This window comes from Enterobacter sp. AG326 (assembly GCF_004362415.1).
Lineage (GTDB): Bacteria > Pseudomonadota > Gammaproteobacteria > Enterobacterales > Enterobacteriaceae > Enterobacter > Enterobacter asburiae.
The window spans coordinates 312,339-328,830 of sequence record NZ_SNXG01000003.1 but is presented as its reverse complement, the minus strand read 5'-3'; the positions used below and the strand labels follow the sequence as shown (position 1 = coordinate 328,830).

Below are 16,492 nucleotides of genomic sequence, written 5' to 3'. Positions count from 1 at the left end.
GGGAACTTGAACACCCATACGAAAATGTTATTTGCATCACAATCCAAACTGCAAATTAATGTGGATTGCATTTTTTTGCGGGAGGTAACAAAACATATCGTTGCCAACTGATAGAATTGCATCAAATAACAACCCTGAATGTTCCCAAAACAACATATCTCCCGCTCACTTGTGAGGAAAGTAACATGAACCTTAAGCTGCAGCTTAAAATTTTGTCGTTTCTGCAGTTCTGCCTGTGGGGTAGCTGGCTGACTACACTCGGCTCCTATATGTTTGTGACGCTCAAGTTCGACGGTGCGTCAATCGGTGCCGTATACAGCTCGCTCGGTATTGCAGCTGTCTTCATGCCAACGCTGCTGGGTATCGTGGCGGATAAATGGTTGAGTGCGAAATGGCTGTACATGCTTTGCCATCTGGTGGGCGCGGGGACGCTGTTTATGGCAGCCCAGGTGACCACGCCGGGGGCGATGTTCATGGTGATCCTGCTTAACTCGCTGGCCTATATGCCAACGCTTGGCCTGATCAACACCATCTCCTACTACCGTCTGAAATCCGCGGATTTGGATATCGTGACCGATTTCCCGCCAATCCGTATCTGGGGCACCATCGGCTTTATCATGGCGATGTGGGGCGTGAGCTTCGCTGGCTTCGAACTGAGCCATATGCAGCTCTATATCGGTGCGGCGCTCTCCGTGGTGCTGGCGATCTTCACCCTGACGCTGCCAACCATTCCGGTTTCTAACCAGCAGAAAAACCAGAGCTGGAGCACCATGCTCGGCCTGGACGCGTTCGCGCTGTTTAAAAACAAACGCATGGCGATCTTCTTTATCTTCTCCATGCTGCTGGGCGCAGAGCTGCAGATCACCAACATGTTCGGCAACACCTTCCTGCACAGCTTCGATAACAACCCGCTGTTCTCCGGCAGCTTTATCGTTGAACATGCGTCGGTGATGATGTCCATCTCTCAGATCTCTGAGACGCTGTTCATTCTGACCATCCCGTTCTTCCTGAGCCGCTACGGCATCAAAAACGTCATGCTGATCAGTATCGCTGCGTGGATGCTGCGCTTCGGCCTGTTCGCCTACGGTGACCCGAGCGCGTTCGGCACCGTGCTGCTGGTGCTGTCGATGATCGTTTACGGCTGCGCCTTCGACTTCTTCAACATCTCCGGTTCGGTGTTTGTGGAAAAAGAGGTGAAGCCTGAAATCCGCGCCAGCGCGCAGGGCATGTTCCTGATGATGACCAACGGCTTCGGCTGTATTTTGGGCGGCGTAGTGAGCGGTAAAGTGGTTGAGATGTACACCACCAACGGCATCACTAACTGGCAGCCCGTGTGGCTGATCTTCGCGGCGTACTCGCTGGTGCTGTTCTTCGCGTTTATCGCGCTGTTCAAGTACAAGCACGTGCGCGAGCCGCACGGTGCGCAGCCTATTGCGCATTGATTGTTGTGCCCGGTGGCGCTGCGCTTACCGGGCCTACAAAACCAGACCGTAGGCCGGGTAAGGCGAAGCCGCCACCCGGCTATTTTATTGCAGAGAGCACCCACCCCACCGACAGCAAATCCGCGCTGCCGCCCGGGCTCAGGTTCCGTTCAATCAATGCCTTATCCATCTTAAGCAGCGCCTCGCGATCCCAGCCGTTAGCCAGTAATTCCCGCGCGTAGCCCTGAACGTAGCGCAGCCCTTCAATGCCGCCGCGCGACACAAGATTGCTGTCCTGATTGACCGCCATCAGGCGCAGCAGCAGGCCGTGAAGAGAGTGTCCGTTCCACTGCGCCAGCGCCCTACGCGCCGTCGCAAAGCCGCTTTCCGCCTCTCCGCGCGCGCCGGTTAAGCCGTACTGCTGAAACTGCCGCTCGCCCGCCGTCGCCTGTCCGCTGCGCGCGGCCAGCTCCCGCGATACCAGCCCGCTGCAGATGTTACTCACCTCACAGCAGAGGCTGTCTGCGGAGATATTTTTCACACGCCCGGCGACGAAGCAAAGTAAACCCAGGGCAAAAATCCCGCCCTTGTGGGTGTTCACTCCGTTCGTCGCGGCGTACATCGCCTGCTCGCAGGCCATCCCCATCGGGCGGATAATGCGAAGCTGTGCGTCAGCGGGTTTATCTGCATGCGCGTTACCGAGTTCGGCAAAGCGCGAAAACCACGGGGTAATCGCCGCAATGCTGCGGACGAACAGCGCGTGGTCCATATCGCGATGGGAACCGTTATTGAGCTTGTCCACCAGACCCGGCTTGGGCGTCAGCTCCAGCTCCTGCCACAGCGCCGCCTCGGCAAGCGCGGGCACGTCAGCCGGACGAGATTTAGTCGCGAGCAAACCAGTCATCGATCGTCTTCTCCACGCGGGAAACTACCGCCTCAACAGGATGCTTTCGCGAACGGGAGCAGGCGTGAGCGGGTTCGTCGCAGATCAGGCAGCGTCTGAGATTCGCCCCCAGCGACTGACGCCCGACGTGGCCATGCTGAGGGCAGATCACGTCCAGATCCCACAGCCTGCCGAGCGGGTGCGTCTGCTCCAGATCCGCACAATGCGCTTTGATTTCCGCCGCCGGATGGGCCACGCACCACAGGGCTTCTGGCCCGGTCGGGAGCCACAGCACCTGGCGGTCCAGCACCGGCCAGCGGTTTTCCCACAGCAGCTGGTCGCACATTTGCAGCGCCACGCCCATGGTATTGCGATAGCGCAGGCTGTCTTTGATTTCCCCTGGCGTGACCAGCGTGAGGGAAATCACCGGTTGTTGATAGTGCGCAAGCATGTCAGCCTGGCGCGCTGCGCGGCGCTCTTTCGCCGCCAGCAGTTCATCCAGGCTGACACCCGCCCGTACGAGTGTCGCTAAAGTCACACTTCCTCCTTCACCTGTCGTACGGTGTCGATCACGCTGCCGTCGCGGTAACGGATCACCCCGACGATTTTGTCGGTAAATTCAATCGGTTTCGGTACGCCCGTCAGGGAAATCGCCCGCTCGTAAAGCGCGCTGATATCCACAACTTTGAGCCCGGCTTCCAGCAGGCGCTCGCGGATCTCCGGGCGCGCCGGGTTGACCGCAATGCCGTGGTCGGTGACCAGCACGTCGATGCTTTCGCCCGGCGTGAGGCGCGTGGTGACGCGCTTCACTACCGTTGGAATGCGGCTGCGCAGCAGCGGCGCGACGACGATGGTCAGGTTTGCCGCGGCGGCCACGTCGCAGTGTCCGCCGGACGCCCCGCGCATCACGCCGTCGGAGCCGGTGATCACGTTGACGTTGAAATCAACGTCGATTTCCAGCGCACTGAGGATCACCACGTCGAGCTGGTCGCAGCTTGCCGCCTTGCTGCCGGGGTTGGCGTAGACGTTGGTGGAGATCTCCACGTGGTTCGGGTTGCGCGCCAGCGAGGCCGCCGCCTGGCCGTCGAAGCACTGGGTGTCGAGCAGCTTTTCGATGAGCCCCTTCTCGTGCAGATCCACCAGGCTGCCGGTGATGCCGCCAAGCGCAAAGCGCGCCTTCACGCCGCTGCGCTCCATCTTCTCTTCCATAAAGCGCGTGCAGGCGGTCGCCGCCGCGCCGGAGCCGGTCTGCATCGAGAAGCCAGGTTTGAAGTAGCCGGAGTGTTCAATGACGTCCGCCGCATAGCGGGCGATCATCAGCTCGCGCGGGTTGCTGGTGACGCGCGCCGCGCCAACGCTGATTTTCGCCGGGTCGCCCACGCTTTCAACCTGCACGATGTAGTCCACCTGGTCCTGCACCAGGCTGGCGGGCATATTCGGAAACGGCACCAGTTCCTCGGTCAGCAGCACCACCTTGCGGGCAAAGTGCGCGTCCACCATGGCGTAGCCGAGCGAGCCGCAGCACGATTTACCGTGCGTGCCGTTGGCGTTGCCAAACTCATCGCTGCACGGCACGCCGAGAAACGCCACGTCGATGTTCAGCTCGCCGTCCTGGAGCAGCTTCACGCGCCCGCCGTGGGAGTGGATTTGCACCGGCTCGTCCATCAGCCCGTGGGAGATGGCATCCGCCAGCCTGCCGCGCATGCCCGAGGTGTATATCCGGGTGATGACGCCGCTTTCGATATGCTCGATCAGCGCGTCGTTGCAGGTCATCAGCGAGCTGGAGGCTAGCGTTAAGTTTTTAAAACCCATTCGCGCCAGCAGCGCCACGACGGTGTTGATCACCCGGTCGCCTTCGCGAAACGCGTGGTGGAAGGAGATGGTCATCCCGTCCTGCAGGCCGCTTCGCATCACCGCCTCTTCAACAGAGGCGCAGAGCTTGCGGCTGTGCTTCGCGTCGCTGTCCGCCAGCCACGGCGTGGCGCTGTGGGCGGTATCAAAGGGTTTTAAGTCCCGCAGATGGGGAAAATTCACGTGAAGAAGTTCTGTCTGATTCATTATTTTATCCTTACCGACGCACGCCGGAGGCCGCCGCGCGCTCCAGCACCACCTGCGCGTGGTTAATAATCGGTGCATCCACCATTTTGCCGTTGAGCGACACCACGCCCAGGCCGTTACGCTCGCCCTCTTCTGCCGCCTCAATCACCCTTTTGGCGTGATCCACCTCATCCTGAGTCGGGGCGTAGGCGTTGTGCAGCAGGTCAATCTGGCGCGGGTTAATCAGCGATTTGCCGTTAAAGCCCATCTTGCGGATCAGATCGACCTCGCGCAGGAACCCTGCCTCGTCGTTAACGTCTGACCACACCACGTCGAAGGCGTCGATGCCCGCCGCGCGGGCGGCGTGCAGCACGGCGCAGCGGGCGTAGAACAGCTCGGTGCCGTCGCCGCGCTCGGTCTGCATGTCCATCACGTAGTCAAAGGCGGCCAGCGCAATCCCGATGAGGCGCGGAGAGCTGCGGGCAATCGCCACGGCGTTGATGACGCCAATGGCCGATTCAATCGCCGCCATCACGCGGGTGGAACCGACCTCCCGGCCGCACTCCTGCTCGATGCGCTCAAGGTGGCCTTCCAGCTCGTAGATATCGTCCGGCGTGTCGGTTTTCGGCAGGCGGATCACGTCCACGCCGGCCCGCACGGCGGCTTCCAGATCCAGCAGGCCAAACGGCGTGCTGAGCGGGTTAATGCGCACCACGGTTTCGATATCCTGATACATCGGGTGCTGCAGGGCGTGGAACACCAGCATGCGCGCGGTATCCTTCTCGCGCAGGGCGACGGCGTCCTCAAGATCAAACATGATGGAGTCGGGACGGTAGATAAAGGCGGTTGAGAGCATGGCGGCGTTGGCGCCCGGCAGGAACAGCATGCTGCGGCGGAGTTTGCTCATTTCAGCGCCCCCCAGTTGATGGCCTGTTCATCGGCGGCACGCATCAGCGCGCTTTGCAGGCGGGCGCGAATCACACAGTCCAGCGCCCCTTTGTCTTCAATAATGATTAATCCCTGATGCACGTTCATGGCGCGCAACGTGTCGTTGACCACCTGGCGAATCTGCTCGCCAAACTGCTTAATCACTTCACTGTGGATGACTATCTCCAGCTCGCCGTGAGCGGGAGCGATTTTCACCATCAGGTCGCTGGACTCCTGCGTTCCGGCCAGCGCCTCCCTTACAATTTTCATGATAAATTCCTGGTAGTTAAGCGACTTCCGCACTCGCACGGTAATGCGTTTCGAGATGCGCGAAGGTGGAGTCCGGGACAATCTCCCGGATCCGGGAAAACTGCTGTGTCTTCAGTAAGCGGCGCACTTCGGACGCTGAAATAGCGTTGCCGGTGGCCTTGATGCGCGGCATTTCCACCACCTCGATATGCGAGGCCAGCAGGTCGTGCAGCGTCTGGTTGTACTGGCGGGTGATATCGCAGAACGGCTCCGAGCCGATGAAGCGGTGCGTAATGCCCAGCGCCGGGGCAATAAAGTCCCGGAAGATCAGCACGTCGATCTCGCTCCACGCCTGCTGCACTTTGCCGGTCTCCTTCAGGAAGTAGGCCGGGAAGGTGGCGCGGGAGATGATGTACTGCGAGCCTTCATGCACTACCACGTTCGGCAGATGCGCCACGCCCGCGCGCACCATCTCGAGGCGCGCGCTGAACGGGAAGAACGAGGCGTCTTCACGCACCACGAACAGGTGCAGGGCGTCGCACCGCTGCGCCGCCTGCTCAACCAGATGGCGGTGGCCGAGGGTGAACGGATTGGCGTTCATCACTATCGCGCCAATGTTCTCCCCGCACTTGCGCTTCGCGCGCAGGGAACGGCAGTAGCGTTCGATCCCCTGCGGGGTGTTCTCCATCAGCACCGCGTTGTTCCCGCTCTGGGCAATCGGCCAGAAGCCGCTGCGGGCAAAGCGCTCCCGGTTGCACGGACGGGTGCAGAGGAAGAGATGAAAATGGCCGCACTCCAGCGCCGCATTTTCCACCTCTGCAAGCAGCCGCGCGCTGAGGTTCTCGCCGCGAAGCTGCTCGTTAACCGCCACGCATTTGATGACGTTGGCAGCAAGCCCTGCGCAACCCACCAGCTGCGAGCCGGACCAGGCTTCGACAAACAGCGTGATGTCGTTGTCCAGGCCAAGGCCGCTGTCTGCCAGCAGGTAGCGGATCTGGCTTAAGCGTTCCGGGTGTTTCGCCACGACGGTGTGGCGAAAATCAATGGGTTGCGAGTGCATGCTGCCGCCTTACTTAATGTGCTGCCGCAAGCCCGACGGCTGGCGCTTCCACGATCACGTTGCTCAGATGACCGATATGCTCGATCTCCACCTCAATGCGATCCCCTTCCTTCATAAACAGCGGCGGATTGCGCTTTTTACCCACCCCGCCCGGAGATCCGGTGATGATCACGTCGCCCGGGCTGAGGCGGGTGAAAGTGCTGATGTACTCGATCAGCTCCGCAACCTTGTGGATCATGCTGCTGGTGTTGTCTTCCTGCACCATGCGGCCGTTCAGCCAGGTGCGGATCGCAAGCTGGTGCGGATCCGGGATCTCGTCCGCCGTCGCCATCCACGGCCCAAACGCGCCGGTTTTGCGCCAGTTTTTACCGGCGGTAAACCAGGTGTGCTGCCAGTCGCGGGCGGAGCCATCCATGTAGCAGCTGTAGCCCGCCACGTGGCGCAGGGCGTCGTCGCGGCTGATGTTCTCCCCGCCTTTACCGATGATCACCGCCAGCTCGCCTTCGTAGTCGAATTCGCTAGAATGGCGCGGCTTCAGCACCGGCTCGTTGTGGCCGGTCTGTGAATCGGGGAAGCGGACAAACAGCGTCGGAGCCGGGTTATGCTGGTCAAACTCCTTGCGCTTGTCGGCGTAGTTCATGCCCACGCAGAGGATCTTTTCCGGCTGCACGATCACCGGTAAGAAGGTGATGGCGCTCAGCGGCACGTCCACGGCGTCGTTCAGGTAACGGGTGGCCTGCGCCAGCCCGTTGCCCTGCAGCAGCGCTTTGAGGTCGCTGTAGCGGTCGCCGATACGGCGGCCTAAATCAATCACGCCGTCGGCCTGGACGATGCCGTAGCTGCGTTTTCCCTGGTATAAAAAGCTTGCGAGTTTCATTGTTCTTTCCTGAAAACTTAAACGAGGAAGTTGCCCAGAATCAGCAGTGAGATAGAGACGTTAATCGCCCCGCCGATACGGGTAGCAATCTGGGCGAACGGCATCAGGCTCATGCGGTTGCCTGCGGTCAGGATCGCCACGTCGCCGGTACCGCCCTGGCCGCTCTGACAGCAGGAGACGATGGCGACGTCAATCGGGTGCATACCAATTTTTTTGCCGACGAAGAAGCCGGTCGCCACCAGTGCGGAAACGGTGCTGACAATCACCAGCAGGTTGCTGACGGTGAACGCCGCCACCAGTTCATGCCACGGGGTGATGGCCACGCCGACGGCGAAGAGGATTGGGTAGGTCACGGAGGTCTGGAAGAATTTGTACACCACCTGCGAGCCTTCCAGCAGGCGCGGAGAGGCGCCGTTGCAGAGCTTCACCAGCACCGCCATAAACAGCATGCCGACCGGAGCAGGCAGGCCAATCAGCTTGTGGCCGAGCATGCCCAGCATGTAGAGCAGCACCGCCAGCAGCGCGCCGGAGGCGATAGTGGTGACGTCCGCTTTGCCGGAAAACGCAGGCTGAGAGACGGTAGCATCGGCATTCGCGCGGTTAGGCATCAGCTGGCCTTCGCCGGTCAGGTGCGGATAGCGTTTACCGAGCTGGTTCAGGCAGCCGGAGATGATGATTGCCGTCAGACCGCCGAGCATGACCATCGGCAGCACGCGGCCGAGCGCCACGCCCTGGTCCATGTGCAGAAGGGTGGCATAGCCGATGGAAAGCGGGATTGCCCCTTCCCCGACGCCGCCCGCCATAATCGGCAGAATGATAAAGAAGAAGATCTGGAACGGCTCAAGCCCAAGCGCCATACCAACGCCCATGCCAACAATCATGCCGACGATTTCGCCGCACAGCATCGGGAAGAAGATGCGCAGGAAGCCCTGAATCAGCACCGTGCGGTTCATGCTCATGATGCTGCCGACGATAATGCAGCAGATATAGAGATAGAGAATGTTGGTGGATTTGTAGAACTTGGTGGTGGACTCGACCACCACGTCCGGCAGCAGGCCATAGTAGACCAGCGCGGAAGGGATAAAGGTGGCGCAAATCGCCGCCGCGCCGAGTTTGCCGACAATCGGCAGGCGTTTGCCAAACTCGCCGCAGGCAAAGCCGAAGAAGGCCAGCGTGGCCACCATCACCACGATATCGCTCGGCAGCTTTCCGCCCAGGCAATCAATCGCAATCAGCGCGCCCGCCAGAACGAACAGCGGCAGAGGAATAATCCCAATTTTCCAGGTATCCATAATATGCCACCAGCGCTCTTTGAGCGAAGGTCGCTGAATTTCAATCGGGTCGTGGGTAACAGAGAAAGAATCGTCAGTTGTGCTCATAATAAGCCCCTTGGTTATTTTGTGCGTTCAGCTTAGAGTCACAAAGGCTTACTTTATGTGAGGAATGGCATATTAAAAGCGAAGTTTTAATGGCAGCTATGGTTTTAATGGTTTCTTTTATTTAATGTGATTTATACCTTATTTATTGCCGTGGTTTTTATGGTTTCTTTTCCGAATTGAACAAACAAATAACATTTATTCGCGCAGCCCGAAGCACGTTAGCCTTTAGGATAACTCTTTTACAGCGCCCGCTGTGCAAGGGATCACAAGTTTTCGGCAAAGCGGGCGTCCGCGCGAAAAAAGATGATATATTGGCGATCTTTGCTGCTACCTCGCGTGATAGTTATGAAAGTCTCTTTCCAGATCAAGTTGTTTATTTCGCTGGTTGCCTTTTTCTCAGTACTTTTTGCGCTACTGGGCGGATATTATTATGCCGACGTCGGTAAACAGCTTTATCAGGAAATGAGTACGCGAGCCAAAATACAGGCTGAAGAGATTGCGCTTATTCCGACATTGCGTAATGAAGTTGAACAAAAGAATATCTCCGCCATCCATGATTTTATGCAGAAGATTTCTGCGCACAGCGACGCAAGCTTTATTGTGATTGGTGATAATAAAGGGCAGCATCTTTTTCACTCCGTCTTTGCCGACAGAGTGGGCACTACCCTGGTTGGCGGAGACAATGAAGCCGTATTGCAGGGCAAAAGCACCACCACCATCCGCAAAGGCGGGCTGGGCATTTCGCTGCGCAGTAAAGCCCCCATCTTTAACGCTGCCGGACAGGTGGTCGGCATTGTTTCGGTAGGCTATCTCACCAGCTACCTTGATACCATTACCGTCAGTAAGGTGGTCAATATCCTGATTGCCGCCGTGCTGCTGCTGATCGCTCTCTTTATCTTCTCCTGGTTCTTTACCCGCAGCATCAAGAAGCAGATCTTCTCCCTTGAGCCGCGAGAGATCGGCCTGCTGGTGCGCCAGCAGAAGGCGATGATGGAATCTATTTATGAAGGGGTGATTGCCATTGACGATCGGCGGCGGATTGAAGTCATCAACCAGGCGGCGCGCAAACTGCTGGGTCTGAGCCAGCCGGCCCGCGAGCTGCGCGGACAGCTAATAAGCCAGGTGATCGATCCGGTCCCGTTCTTCGACACGCAGACGATGCTGGCGAAAGATACCCATGACGAGATTTGCCGTTTTAACGATCTCACGGTAATTGCCAGCCGGGTGCACATCATGCTTGAGGGGTCGCTGCAGGGCTGGGTGATCACCTTCCGCGATCGCAACGAGATCGACTCGCTGAGCGCCCAGCTCAGCCAGGTAAAACGCTATGTCGATAACCTGCGCATTATGCGCCATGAGCAGTTAAACAGGATGACGACCCTCTCCGGCCTGCTGCATATGGGCCGCTATGAGGAAGCCATTGGCTACATTCAGGCGCAGTCGGAGCATGCTCAGGAGCTGCTGGACTTTATCTCTTCGCGCTTCTGCTCCCCGACCCTGTGCGGCCTGCTGCTCGGAAAAGCCGCCCGCGCGCGGGAGAAAGGCGTCGAGCTCAGTTTCGACCCGGCCTGTCGGCTGGACAGGCCGTTCCAGCCCCTTGGGGAGCAGGAGCTGATTTCAATTATTGGCAACCTGCTGGATAACGCCATCGAAGCGACGCAGCGATCGCCGCTTCCTCATGCGCCGGTAGAGGTGCTAATAAAACTCAGCGAACAGGAGCTGATTATTGAAGTGGCCGACCAGGGCGTTGGCATTGCACCGGCGATCCGTGACCGGATCTTTGAACGCGGCATCACCACCAAAACGCGCGGCGATCATGGGATTGGCCTGTATCTGATCGAAAGCTATGTCTCACAGGCTGGCGGCGCGATAGAAGTTGCCGATAATACCCCGCGCGGCGCCATTTTCTCCTTGTTTATCCCGGCCACGGGAACCGCCCGGCAACTGGAAGACACCGACTATGCAACATGAACTTATCGACGTACTGATTGTTGAAGACGAGAACGAACTGGCGCAACTGCACGCGGAGCTGATAGGCAAACATCCGCGTCTGAGGCTGGTAGGCATTGCCTCGTCGCTGGCTGCGGCCCAGGCAGAGCTTGAAAGCAAACAGCCGCAGCTGATGCTGCTGGATAACTACCTGCCGGACGGCAAAGGTATCTCGCTTATCAATAACCCCATGCTGGCCCGCGCCAACTGCTCGGTGATTTTTATTACTGCCGCCAGCGATATGGACACCTGCAGCCAGGCGATTCGCAACGGCGCGTTCGACTACATCCTCAAACCCGTCTCCTGGAAGCGGCTCAGCCAGTCGCTGGAGCGGTTCGTGCAGTTTGCAGAACAGCAGCGGGTCTGGAAGATTGTCGACCAGCAGAACGTGGATTCGCTGTATCAGCTCCAGGCGAAAAACTACCGCCTGGACAACGGCAGTAAAGGCATTGAGGAAAATACGCTGGCGCGGGTGCAGACGCTGTTCAACGACAAGGCAACGCACTGCTTTACCGTGGATGAGGTGGTGAGCGAAACGGGGTTAAGCAAAACCACCACCCGGCGCTATCTGGAACACTGCGTAGAGGCGGGTTTTCTGACGGTGGAGATGCTGTACGGCAAGATTGGGCATCCGAGGAGGATGTACAAGCGTAGTGCGGTTTGATGAAACGTTCCCTCTCCCTGTGGGAGAGGGTTAGGGTGAGGGCAACAGCCCGCACTATCTTAATACATACCCATACAGCCGCTTAATCCCGTCGGCATCCTTCTCGCTGTAAACCCCCTGCAGCTCCGGCGAGAAGCCCGGCAGCAGGTTGACGCCCTCCTCCAGCGCCAGGAAGTAACGCTGTACCGCCCCGCCCCAGACCTCACCCGGCACCACGCACAGCACGCCTGGTGGATAGGGCAGCGCCCCTTCGGCAGCAATGCGCCCTGCGGCATCCCGTATGCGAACCAGCTCCACGTCACCGCGAATATAGGCCCGGTTTGCATCCTGCGGGTTCAACACCACCTCAGGCAGGCTCTCCTTGCGGAACATCGCCTTCTGCAGATCCTTCACGTCAAAGCTGACGTAGAGATCGTGCATCTCCTGACACAGCTGGCGGAGGGTGTAATCCCGGTAGCGCACCGGGTATTTCTGGAAGATCGTCGGCAGCACGTCCGCTAGCGGCGTGTCGTCTTCAATATGCTGTTCAAACTGGCCCAGCATCGCCACCAGCTGCGCCAGCTTCTCGCTGCTTTCGGCAGGCGTCAGCAGGAACAGGATCGAGTTGAGGTCGCATTTCTCCGGCACGATGCCGTTTTCGCGCAGGTAGTGCGCCAGAATCGTCGCCGGGATCCCGAAATCCGTGTACTCCCCGGTTTCAGCATCGATACCCGGCGTGGTCAGCAGGAGCTTGCACGGGTCGACAAAGTACTGCTCGCGGGCATAGCCCTCAAACCCGTGCCATTTAGCCCCGGGCTCAAAGCTGAAGAAGCGCAGTTCGCTGGCGATGGCGTGAGTCGGATGATCCTGCCACGGCCGGCCCGCCACCACCGGTGGGATAAACGGTTTGATCATATGGCAATTCGCAATGATTGCCTTGCGCGCCTCAATCCCCAGCTCGACGCACTCCGCCCACAGCCTGCGTCCGCTTTCCCCTTCGTGGATCTTGGCATTCACATCCAGCGCGGCGAACAGCGGATAAAACGGGCTGGTGGAGGCATGCAGCATAAACGCGTTGTTCAGCCGCTTGTGCGGGCAGAAACGCGCCTGACCGCGAATGTGGTTATCCTTTTTATGGATCTGCGACGTTTGCGAGAACCCGGCCTGCTGTTTGTGCACCGACTGGGTCACGAAAATCCCCGGATCGTTCTCGTTCAATTCCAGCAAGAGCGGGGACGTTTCCGCCATCATTGGAATAAACTGCTCGTAGCCCACCCATGCGGAGTCAAAGAGGATGTAGTCGCACAGATGACCGATCTTGTCGATCACCTGGCGGGCGTTGTAGATCGTCCCGTCGTAGGTGCCAAGCTGAATGATCGCCAGGCGGAACGGACGCGCCTCGTCGGCCTTTTCCGGCGCAGTCTCGCGGATCAGCTCCCGCAGATATCCATCGTCAAAGCAGTGGTCGTCAATTCCGCCAATAAAGCCAAACGGGTTACGCGCGGCCTCAAGATAAACCGGCGTGGCGCCCGCCTGGATCAGCGCCCCGTGGTGGTTAGATTTGTGGTTATTGCGGTCGAACAGCACCAGGTCGCCGCGGGTCAGCAGCGCGTTGGTCACCACCTTGTTTGCCGCCGACGTGCCGTTCAGCACGAAGTAGGTTTTATCCGCATTGAACACTTTTGCCGCGAACTTTTGCGCGTGTTTGGCTGACCCTTCGTGGATCAGCAGATCGCCCAGCTTCACGTCGGCGTTGCACATGTCGGCGCGAAACACGTTCTCGCCGAAGAAATCATAGAACTGTCGCCCTGCCGGGTGTTTTTTGAAAAACGCCCCGTGCTGGTGGCCCGGACAGGCGAAAGTGCTGTTGCCCATCTGCACATACTGGCTCAGGGTGTCAAAAAAGGGCGGCAGCAGGTTCTCTTCGTAGCGGCTGGCAGCGCTCTCCAGTTCCAGAAACTCCTGAGCTTTACCCGAGATAACCGCGGTGGCGCCGTCGGGTACGTCCGCTGGCTCCTGCGAGAAAACAAACACCGGTAGCTGAAAGCCCGTGCGTTTCAGCAGTGCAAGAATGCCGCTGCGACTTTCAGCTGTTGTGATGACGACGGCCGCCACATCGGTAAAATCAGTGCTGTCCAGCGTCACCTTTTCGCGGTGCGTAGACACAGTGGAAAGCAGCTCGCGGCTGACGGCAATTTTCATGGTTTTCATAGGCGCAGTTACCCTCACCGGGCGGTGAGACAGGGAGGAGAAAATTCGCGCAATAATGTCACCTTTTATTTTGAGGTGCAAGAAGGAATCAGTATGCACGAAATCAACCAAAGCTAAGGCCCGCGCAGCCCTGGCGTGCCATAATAATGCAATATCAATGATTAAATAACAGGAGTTAACTTTGGTTATCGGGCCATTTATTAACGCAGGCGCCGTATTGCTGGGCGGCGTACTCGGCGCCGTGCTGAGCCAGCGGTTGCCGGAGCGTATTCGCACCTCCATGCCCTCGATATTCGGCCTGGCATCGTTAGGGATCGGTATTCTTTTAGTCATCAAATGCGCCAACCTGCCGGTGATGGTGCTGGCCACCCTGCTCGGCGCGCTGATTGGCGAGTTCTGCTATCTGGAAAAAGGCATTAACAGCGCGGTGAGTAAAGCCAAAAACCTGATTGCCCGACCGGGCGGCAAGGCGAAACACGGTACGCACGAGTCGTTTATTCAGAACTACGTCGCCATCATCATTCTGTTTTGCGCCAGCGGCACCGGAATTTTCGGTTCAATGCAGGAGGGAATGACGGGCGACCCAAGCATTTTGATTGCGAAGGCGTTTCTTGATTTCTTTACGGCCACTATTTTTGCCACCACGCTCGGCATTGCCGTTGCCGCGATTTGCATGCCGATGCTGCTAATTCAGCTGGCACTCGCCACCTGCGCCACGTTGATTCTCCCGCTCACCACGCCGGCGATGATGGCAGACTTTACCGCCGTCGGCGGCCTGCTGCTGCTGGCTACCGGGCTGCGCATCTGTGGGATTAAGATGTTTGCCGTGGTGAACATGCTGCCCGCACTGCTGCTCGCCATGCCGCTCTCCGCGCTCTGGACGCACTTTTTCGCTTAAGGATGCGGCAAAATGGTGAGGGATTGCGCAGTCTGTAACGAAAACAACATTTTTCGTTGACGGCAGGGGGCAGATCGGGTTTAATGCGCCCCGTTGCCCGGATAGCTCAGTCGGTAGAGCAGGGGATTGAAAATCCCCGTGTCCTTGGTTCGATTCCGAGTCCGGGCACCACTATTTAGAAAACCCAGCCTATGGCTGGGTTTTTGCTATATGGCTACGGCCGATTTCTGGGCGCTGATAAGCGTGGTTTTAATGCAGGCACGCTTACGCTAATAGCCCGGTAAGTTAATACAGGCGGTGGCTCTTTTTATCACTTAATTTTGCCGGATAAACTGCTGACCTGATTTGAAAGGTTGTCGTTGCTCCGCTTCATGTCATCAAGGCTTCTTTGCAATCGCTCGATCTTACTCTCCTGCTCAGAATTCTTTCTCTCAAGCTGTAAAACCTTCTGAGTTAGCTCATCGACTTTGCGGTTGTCGGACTTCATCTTACTCAGGCTATTCTGCATCTCCTGTAGATCCGACTCCCTGAAATCAGAAGGCTCGATTTCATCTGCATCAGAAATTACCGGGATATATCCTCTATTACCGCTGCTGGGTTTGATACTAACCTGAACTTTATTTTGCCCCGCAGAGTGCGCGTAACCTATTGAAGAAAAATAAAAAAAAGAAACAACACACAGACCAGACAGATATTTATTCATTTCTAACGTCCTTTTAAATTTTTCAATCACTTCCAGGAGTCTCCTTCTGGTATCACCCGCTCAGGATAAAACACATGGCTTAGCCTCTGGCAGTTCATAAACGGGGTTGAAGAGCAGAAGATACCATTCGTTTTTCATTATAATACGCGTTTCCTCTCCCCCAAAATCCAACCGCCACCCGCTCATTTTCTGCCACCTTACATCCGCCGGTAGATAGCGGTTTGTACTGCCGATCGCGGAATTTTTTTCTGAGCCGAAACTGAAACCAAAACAGCTCCGGTTCAAAATAATGGTCCATCACAAAGTTGCTGTACTCAATTCCGTACCGGATGAAAAGGTCAAGCAGCATGTCCTCAAGATCTTCAGGTATGAGATTGAAATGCTCCTGGAAGGTCCATTCTTTCTTTGCCGGAGATTTACGGTCACTGTAATTCTCAGTGAGGTAATCTAACAATTCTTGCTCATCATGTAGCATCAGAAAAATTTCCAACCAGTCTCTTCAACCATGTCCATTACATCGTCCTTTCTCTCGTTTTGAGCCAGAGTAAATCCATAGGTAAAACAAGGATGTCGTCACCGTCCAGTTTTCTTAAAACTCAGAATACCGCCCGCAAGTCAGTTCTATGCTTTTGGTTTCTCCCCAACCTAGGGATCGTTCCCACCTGCGTCCAGCAGTTTGTTTTTAAAGATAAACAAACACGCCTCGTTGAAGTTCTCCGCCCCCAGGCGTTCCGAGAGCGCCGTTCGTTTGCGATAGAGGCTTTTCACCGACGTATTCAGCTCATCGGCGATGGCTTCCATCGGCATCCCTGCCCGCAGCAACCGCAGCATGATCGCTTCGTGCGTGCTAAGACGTAAATTAAGCAGCCACTTCGTGGTCAGGCGCCGGCCTTTCATATTGAGCACCAGGTTAAATAACGACGCCATATCCGGCGCGGTCAGCGACGTGTTCATAAATAACTTCATACTGAGCAGATTCTCCTCGCGGTGTCGCATATCGAGCATAACGCAGCAGATTGTTTTTTTCGTTCTGGCCGGATGGCGTATCAGGTAATCATATAAACGGAGCGGAGAACGACTATCAATCAATACAGAATATTCATCTGCACCGTTATCAAATATGTTTCTGTCAATCGAGTCGAGCAGGATAATATCCGGGAAAAATATCCGCATCCCTCTGACAAGGTAGCGATCCTGAGTCACTAAAACAATTGA

16 protein-coding genes and 1 tRNA gene are annotated in these 16,492 nt (G+C 57.2%); 5 read left to right on the top strand and 12 right to left on the bottom strand.

Translation table 11 applies throughout. The features are described 5' to 3' along the window. Positions 1-185 precede the first annotated feature (185 nt). Positions 186-1,442, top strand: coding sequence for a nucleoside permease (locus tag DFO52_RS13035; RefSeq protein WP_029740744.1), 1,257 nt, complete (start codon positions 186-188; stop codon positions 1,440-1,442). Between the two features lie 79 nt (positions 1,443-1,521). On the opposite strand, the gene citG is transcribed toward DFO52_RS13035, so the two are convergent. From citG to DFO52_RS12995, 8 genes are read right to left on the bottom strand one after another with little or no spacing between them, the layout of a single operon-like run. Continuing rightward, a complete protein-coding gene (gene citG, locus DFO52_RS13030) occupies positions 1,522-2,325 on the bottom strand; it encodes a triphosphoribosyl-dephospho-CoA synthase CitG (RefSeq protein WP_133550524.1) in 804 nt (267 codons plus the stop codon). Further along, the gene (gene citX, locus DFO52_RS13025; protein WP_133550523.1) at positions 2,303-2,842 is read right to left on the bottom strand and encodes a citrate lyase holo-[acyl-carrier protein] synthase; all 540 of its coding nucleotides are present in this window, start codon (positions 2,840-2,842) and stop codon (positions 2,303-2,305) included. Before citX ends, citG begins: the two co-directional genes overlap by 23 nt. Further along, on the bottom strand, positions 2,839-4,362 hold the full coding sequence (citF, locus tag DFO52_RS13020) for a citrate lyase subunit alpha (RefSeq protein WP_023309142.1): 1,524 nt from the start codon (positions 4,360-4,362) through the stop codon (positions 2,839-2,841). Before citF ends, citX begins: the two co-directional genes overlap by 4 nt. Positions 4,363-4,372: 10 nt before the next feature. After that, positions 4,373-5,248 carry a citrate (pro-3S)-lyase subunit beta gene (gene citE / locus DFO52_RS13015; protein ID WP_047646329.1) on the bottom strand — a complete coding sequence of 292 codons (876 nt, stop codon included), beginning with the start codon at positions 5,246-5,248 and terminating at the stop codon, positions 4,373-4,375. Beyond that, complete coding sequence (gene citD, locus DFO52_RS13010) at positions 5,245-5,538, bottom strand: citrate lyase acyl carrier protein (protein ID WP_008499773.1); 294 nt, start codon at positions 5,536-5,538, stop codon at positions 5,245-5,247. The genes citE and citD overlap by 4 nt, the downstream gene beginning before the upstream one ends. Positions 5,539-5,554: 16 nt before the next feature. Continuing rightward, positions 5,555-6,577, bottom strand: a complete 1,023-nt coding sequence (gene citC, locus DFO52_RS13005) for a [citrate (pro-3S)-lyase] ligase (RefSeq protein ID WP_059347684.1) — start codon at positions 6,575-6,577, stop codon at positions 5,555-5,557. A gap of 13 nt (positions 6,578-6,590) precedes the next feature. After that, the gene (locus DFO52_RS13000; RefSeq protein WP_133550522.1) at positions 6,591-7,454 is read right to left on the bottom strand and encodes a fumarylacetoacetate hydrolase family protein; all 864 of its coding nucleotides are present in this window, start codon (positions 7,452-7,454) and stop codon (positions 6,591-6,593) included. A 17-nt stretch (positions 7,455-7,471) separates the two neighbouring features. Then, entirely contained in the window at positions 7,472-8,833 is a 1,362-nt protein-coding gene (locus DFO52_RS12995) for a 2-hydroxycarboxylate transporter family protein (protein WP_133550521.1), read from the bottom strand. Between the two features lie 345 nt (positions 8,834-9,178). On the opposite strand from DFO52_RS12995, the gene DFO52_RS12990 reads away from it, so the two are divergent. Both DFO52_RS12990 and DFO52_RS12985 read left to right on the top strand, forming a co-directional pair. After that, positions 9,179-10,804, top strand: coding sequence for a sensor histidine kinase (locus tag DFO52_RS12990; protein WP_166642363.1), 1,626 nt, complete (start codon positions 9,179-9,181; stop codon positions 10,802-10,804). After that, positions 10,794-11,486: a response regulator gene (locus DFO52_RS12985; RefSeq protein ID WP_023309148.1), complete on the top strand. Its 693-nt coding sequence runs from the start codon at positions 10,794-10,796 to the stop codon at positions 11,484-11,486. Before DFO52_RS12990 ends, DFO52_RS12985 begins: the two co-directional genes overlap by 11 nt. A gap of 54 nt (positions 11,487-11,540) precedes the next feature. Here the strand turns inward: DFO52_RS12985 and DFO52_RS12980 are convergent, their stop codons facing one another. Then, positions 11,541-13,676 carry an ornithine decarboxylase gene (locus DFO52_RS12980; RefSeq protein WP_133550520.1) on the bottom strand — a complete coding sequence of 712 codons (2,136 nt, stop codon included), beginning with the start codon at positions 13,674-13,676 and terminating at the stop codon, positions 11,541-11,543. Between the two features lie 181 nt (positions 13,677-13,857). Between DFO52_RS12980 and DFO52_RS12975 the strand changes: the two genes are divergently transcribed. Continuing rightward, positions 13,858-14,574 (top strand): DUF554 domain-containing protein, encoded by a 717-nt coding sequence (locus tag DFO52_RS12975; protein WP_133550519.1) that lies wholly within the window; start codon positions 13,858-13,860, stop codon positions 14,572-14,574. A 95-nt stretch (positions 14,575-14,669) separates the two neighbouring features. Continuing rightward, positions 14,670-14,745 (top strand) — tRNA-Phe (locus DFO52_RS12970). Positions 14,746-14,884: 139 nt separating this feature from the next. Here DFO52_RS12970 and DFO52_RS12965 read toward each other — a convergent pair. From DFO52_RS12965 to DFO52_RS12955, 3 genes are all read right to left on the bottom strand, one after another. Beyond that, positions 14,885-15,307 carry a hypothetical protein gene (locus DFO52_RS12965; protein WP_230478707.1) on the bottom strand — a complete coding sequence of 141 codons (423 nt, stop codon included), beginning with the start codon at positions 15,305-15,307 and terminating at the stop codon, positions 14,885-14,887. A 64-nt stretch (positions 15,308-15,371) separates the two neighbouring features. Next, on the bottom strand, positions 15,372-15,767 hold the full coding sequence (locus DFO52_RS12960; RefSeq protein ID WP_230478706.1) for a DUF1493 family protein: 396 nt from the start codon (positions 15,765-15,767) through the stop codon (positions 15,372-15,374). Between the two features lie 155 nt (positions 15,768-15,922). After that, complete coding sequence (locus DFO52_RS12955) at positions 15,923-16,450, bottom strand: helix-turn-helix domain-containing protein (protein WP_045403948.1); 528 nt, start codon at positions 16,448-16,450, stop codon at positions 15,923-15,925. Between the last annotated feature and the right edge of the window lie 42 nt (positions 16,451-16,492).